The sequence below is a fragment of the Streptomyces sp. NPDC058664 genome (genome assembly GCF_042716635.1).
In the GTDB taxonomy this organism is placed as follows: Bacteria; Actinomycetota; Actinomycetes; order Streptomycetales; family Streptomycetaceae; genus Streptomyces.
Genome location: NZ_JBHXRW010000136.1, coordinates 1 through 5,317 on the forward strand (window position 1 = coordinate 1; position 5,317 = coordinate 5,317).

At 68.3% G+C, this 5,317-nt stretch carries 2 protein-coding genes; both read left to right on the forward strand.

Annotated features, from left to right (window positions below; genetic code table 11):
- Positions 1 to 478 precede the first annotated feature (478 nt).
- Entirely contained in the window at positions 479 to 4,519 is a 4,041-nt protein-coding gene (locus tag ACFWUY_RS40455; RefSeq protein WP_384121771.1) for a polymorphic toxin-type HINT domain-containing protein, read from the forward strand.
- 11 nt (positions 4,520 to 4,530) lie between these two features.
- Entirely contained in the window at positions 4,531 to 5,208 is a 678-nt protein-coding gene (locus tag ACFWUY_RS40460; RefSeq protein WP_384121773.1) for a hypothetical protein, read from the forward strand.
- Positions 5,209 to 5,317: the final 109 nt, after the last annotated feature.

The following is a 5,317-nucleotide window of genomic DNA, read 5'->3' on the forward strand; positions in this document are numbered from 1 at the left end:
CCCTTGTGCGACGGCGGCATACTGCCCACGGACAACCCCCTCCACCGTGATCAACCCGAAGATCATTCCACCCCGCCAGCCAACGTGACAGTGCCCGGTCGAAGCCTCAGTGCATCCGGATGGCTTTCGCCAGGTGAACTGATGTGCTGAAAAAATTTTCGGTCTTGGCACAACCATGGGGGTGCTTGCTTAGTCCCTTCTTACTGAACGTCGAGCTGCACCTTGGGCGAGGAAGCCTGCAGGGGATGAGCCGCCGTCGCCTGGCCTGGGAGCGTCTGGGGCGGCGGCTGGCTGTGCGGCTGTGCGACATGCCCGGCGAACCGCGCCGTGCTGGCCAGGCGACCACCTGGCTGGCTTTGCCATGCGCACGTTCGACGATCCGCGTATTTGAGGGGAAATTTTTTTCGTGCGTCGAGCAAGAAGTTTGTGGGGGCTGAGGGATCGGGGGTGGCGCCCGCTTCGACAGGCAGCGGGCGGCGTGCTGCCCCTTGCCCTGCTGTCCGGCCTGGTGTCGGCAGCGCCGACGGTGGCTGCGGAGCCTGAGGTGAGCGAGCGGGGTCAGGTGCTGGCCGCCTGGAAGGCTGGCGGTCCCGCTACCAAGGCAGCCGCCGGGGCGGCCATGACGGCCTCGGACGCCGATATCCGCGCGTTCCTGGAGAAGGGCCGGGCGATCGCGGAGAACCTCGACGACCGCGAGGCCGCACTGCAGGTCGTGGCCGACGCAGGCCCGGCCGTCCGCAAGGCAGCCGAAGCAGCGCTCGCGGGTACGCCCGAGCAGCTGGACGCGTTCCTGAACGAGGGGTGGAAGGCGCCCCTGGCCCAGGACCAGCGTGTCCAGGCAGCCGCCATCGGCGAGACCGGCGGACGCGCCCTGCACGCAGCCGCGGAAGCCGCACTGAACTCGGACATCGAGGCGGTGCGGGAGTTCCTGAGCGAAGGGCAGTACAAGAAGCGGGATTCCGACGCCCGCGTACGGGTGGCCCAGCTGGAGACGTCGGGCGGACCGAAGGTGCGAGCCGGTGCGAGCGCGGCTCTCAACGGTTCGATCGAGGATGTCCGCGACTTCCTCAGCTTCGGCCAGCATGTGGCCCGGGCTCAGGACCAGGAGTACGCCTCGGTCACCGAGCTGGCTCAGCAGGCCAATGCGGCCGGTGATGCGGCGGAGCGGGAGAGCAAGGCAGCGAAGGAGGCCGCTGACAAGGCGATCACTTTGGCCCGCCTGGCCAAGGAGGAGACCCAGCGGGCCGCTCGAGAAGCCTCGGAAGCCAAGAGCGATGCCGATCGGGCAGCTGATGCGGCTCGGCGTGCTGCGGAGTCGACCCGCAAGGCCGCGCAGGCCGCGCAGGCCGCTATCGCTGCCTCGCGTTCCGCGAACGCCGCAGCCCAGGTAGCCGCAGCGGCGGCGAGTGCTGCTGCGAACGCGGCCGCGGGGGCCGCCCGTGCTGCCACCAACGCCTTGAACAGCGCCGCCAACGGCAAGCGCGACGAAGCACTGTCCGCCCAGGCTCTGAAAGCGGCACAGGCGGCGGAGTCCGCAGCGAACGCTGCGGACCGGGCTGCGATCGCCGGTGACGCCTCTGCTGTCGCTGCACGCGCCGCCGCTTCCTCGGCCGCCAACGCCGACGCCACCGCTGTGGCTGCGGACGAGGCCAGCGGCTACGCGGAGGAAGCAGGTGCCTCGTCGGACGAGGCCCGCGCTGCTGCCGCGGCCGCCCGTCGGCATGCAGCCGAGGCCACCCGTGCCGCGAACGCGGCGGCAGGCCACGCGGCCGACGCCGCTCGTCAGGCCCGCGTGGCCCGGGACTTCGCGCGCTCTGCCGCCCAGCATGCCCGTAATGCCGCCGATGCCGCGATGAAGGCCGGTCAGTACGCGGCTGGTTCCAAGGAGGCCGCGAACGAGTCGAAGGCCCACGCCGACGCCGCCCTACTGCGTGCCAACGAAGCTGTGGCAGCAGTGGCGAAGGCCAAGGAGATTCACGACCTGGCCCGCAAGGCCGAGGCCGAGGAACTGGCTGCTCGTAAGGCGACCGGGATCAATCAGGCCAAGGACGCGAAGGTCGCTTACAACGCCACCCTCGCCGAGAGCAAGAAGGCGGCGACCGAGTCCGAGAAGCTCCAGGCCGACTTCACCCGCCTGTCGCAGGACGCCTCGCAGCCGGCAGCGGACGACGCTCTGATCGCGGCGACCGGACGGAAGCTGGCGCTGGCCGCACTGGAGACCCAGGGCACCTGGAGCAAGGCCGCCGCCGAAGGGGCACTGGCCTCCGCGGACAACGCCGCCGTGGTCGAGTACGCCCGCAACGGATGGCGCTCCGCCTTCCAACAGGACGAGCGCGATCAGGTCCGCTCACTCGTGCAGAATTCCCCCCACGAGGCCGTGATCAGCGCCGCCGAGACGGCGCTGAATGGTGACGCCGCGCAGATCCATACCTTCCTAGAGACCGGCCAGTACAGCGCCGCCGCCTCCGACCTGCGCGTCGAGGTCGCCCGGATCGGGGAGGCCGGCGGCCCGGCCGTCAAGAGCGCCGCTGAGAAGGCGATCAACGACATCGGCTACCAGCCGCTGCTCGACTTCCTCACCACCATCCAGTACTCCGCGCGCAACAGCGACCACCAGGTCACCGTGGCATCCCTGGCCGAGAACGGTGGGCCGGAGGTCAAGGCGTATGCGGAGATCGCCCTCGAGAGCCCCGCGCCGTCCCGGCAGGCATTCGTCGAGCGGGGCCAGTACAAAGCCGCTCAGCGCGATCAGGCCAATGCCTCGCACGTCGCGCAGATCCAGCACGTCATCGCCGGATCCGCGCAGGTCGCGGCCCTTGCCCAGCAGCGCGCCGCAGAGGCGCTGAGGACCGCTGCCTTGGCGTTGAACGCGTCGAACGAGGCTGATGTCTACGCCCAGCAGGCGCAGACCTACGCCGCGAACGCCGCCGGGTACGCCCAGCAGGCTGACGCCTCCGCCACGCAGGCCGAGGCCTCCGCAGAAAAGGCCGCAGGCCACGCTGCCACCGCGCGCAACGCGCAACGCCAGGCGCAGATCAGCGCGAGCAACGCCAACGCATCGGCTCTCTGGGCCGAGGCGAGCGCCAGCCTGGCCCGGGAGTACGCCGCGACCGCCGTCGCTGCGGCCGAAGCCGCACGCCAGTCCGCCATCAACGCCGGCAAGAACTCCACCCAAGCAGCCGCCATCTACCAGCAGCACCTCGACACGTACCTCGCCGAGCAGGCGCGGGCTGCCGAGCAGGCATGGTGGGAGAAGGCCTACGGCAAGTACACCCAACTCCGGGACGCCTTCGGGGAAGCCGTCGACGTCGGCTTGGAAATGGGCAAGGCCGCCGTGCTGTGGTGGGTGACGGCGACCCCTGAGCAGAAGGCGAAGTTTTACCTCGAATTCGGGCACCTCGCTCTCGACGTCCTCGGTCTCATTCCCGGGTACGGCGAGATCGCCGATGGCATCAACTGCGCCGCTTACGGAATCGAAGGCTATGCCACCGACGACAACAGCAAATACATTGACGCCGGACTGTCCTGCGCGTCGATGATTCCGGTCGCCGGATACGCCGCCGCCGTCCCCAAGACCATCAAATGGTCCAAGAAGGCCGAGAATCTCTTCGAGGCTCTCAACAACCTGCGAAAGCGGGACATCGACCTTCCGAAGTGTCTTGCCCCCAAGCACAGCTTCCCCGTCGGCACGCCGGTCTTGATGGGCGACGGCAGCGCCCGACCGATCGAAGAAGTCCGGATCGGCGACATGGTGCAGGCCACAGACCCGATCACCGGTCTCTCCGGGCCACGCCGCGTCGAGACCACCATCCACACGCCCGACGACCGCGACTTCACCACCGTCACCCTGGACGCGAAGGCCGGCGGCGGCACGCTTACCGCGACTGGACACCACCCCTTCTGGGCGCAGAACCGGGGCGACTGGACTGCCGCGGCTGATCTCAAGGCCGGAGACACCCTCCGCACTCCGTCCGGTGCCACCGCACGGATCGCGAAGGTCTCCCACTGGAAGAAGTTCCAGCCGGCCTACGACCTCACGGTCAACGACGTCCACAGCTACTACGTCCTCGCCAAGACCACCCCGGTCCTGGTCCACAACTGCACCGACCTCCTCCGCGCCGAGAAGGCAGACAAGAGGGCGCACACCATCAAGGAGCACGTGGACCTGAACAGTGAGGAGATGAAGCGGCTCGCCAAGAAGAAGTCGGACGATCAAAACGGCGCGCCTGCCCGTAATTCCCGCTGGAAGGACCTCAAGACGGCCCAGAAGGCAGTAGACGCTCTCGTGGCTGACCCCAAGAATGCGGAAAGGATCAGAAAATTTGTGATCAATGCGGGTAAGGGCGGCCCGCAGGAGCTTCCTCTCTCGGGTACCTACGGCACGGATTCACTTGGAGACGCTTACGACCATCTCGGGAACTACATTCCGGAGCTCAGCAACAGATTCACCGTGGTGATCGTCGCCAAACCGGGATACAAGCCCGGCGGATACTTCATCAAAACCGCTTACCCCGAGTAAGGAACAGCATCATGCACGAGCCAGCCGTGCACCGTGATTGGGTGGAAGACGATTTCGGGGTGACCGCACTCGGCTCCTCCTATCACAACGACTGGAGCCGATACACCAACGACCCGATCGAGCACGCCCTGACCTATCTGGGGCCGACAGGTGACCCTGCCTTTCCGGTCCTGCTGATCGAAGATCTGCAGCGACTTGTGTCCTCGCCCCTCTCCGGTGAGGAACTGGGCCGGCTGTGGGGTGCTCTGGGAGGGGCGCTCGGTGGCTCACCCACGTTCGCCGGGGCTGAGCGGGCCTGGTTCCATCGGCTCCTGGCGGCAGTCACCCGGCTCGCCGTCGCCCGCGGCGCCAGGGAAGCGCAGTGGGCGGAGCTGCCCGCGTGCACACCGGAGCCGCCGGGGACGGTCGCGGCCGAGCATCAGCGACTGATGCCGGAAGTGCTGGCCATGACCGGGCTCCTCGACCGTGCCCGGGCCGGTGAGGGCGGGCTGGCTCTGGCCACCCGCCAGGCCATCGAGCGGTGCGTCACGCTGGTCTGCCCTGAGCTGGGGTTCCGCTTCCTGCTGCACGCTCTGGGCCGCTTCGGCTGCGGTCTGACCGTGCCCGAATACACCCGGCTGGAGGAACTCAGTTCGGCGTTCGGACACGGGCCCTTCGTAGTCGACGCACACCGCTATCTCCTGGGGTGACGTCTAGTTCCCGCGGGGTGGGGGGGGGGGGTGTTGGGGCGGCGCGGGGCCCCCCGGGTGGTGGGGGGCGCGGTGGGGGGGTGGGGGGTGTAAACAAAAAACAAGCCCA

What these genes read in the sequence shown, in the direction of transcription:
- ACFWUY_RS40460 (WP_384121773.1), top strand. Translation starts at nt 4,531, where the DNA reads ATGCACGAGCCAGCCGTGCACCGTGATTGGGTGGAAGACGATTTCGGG.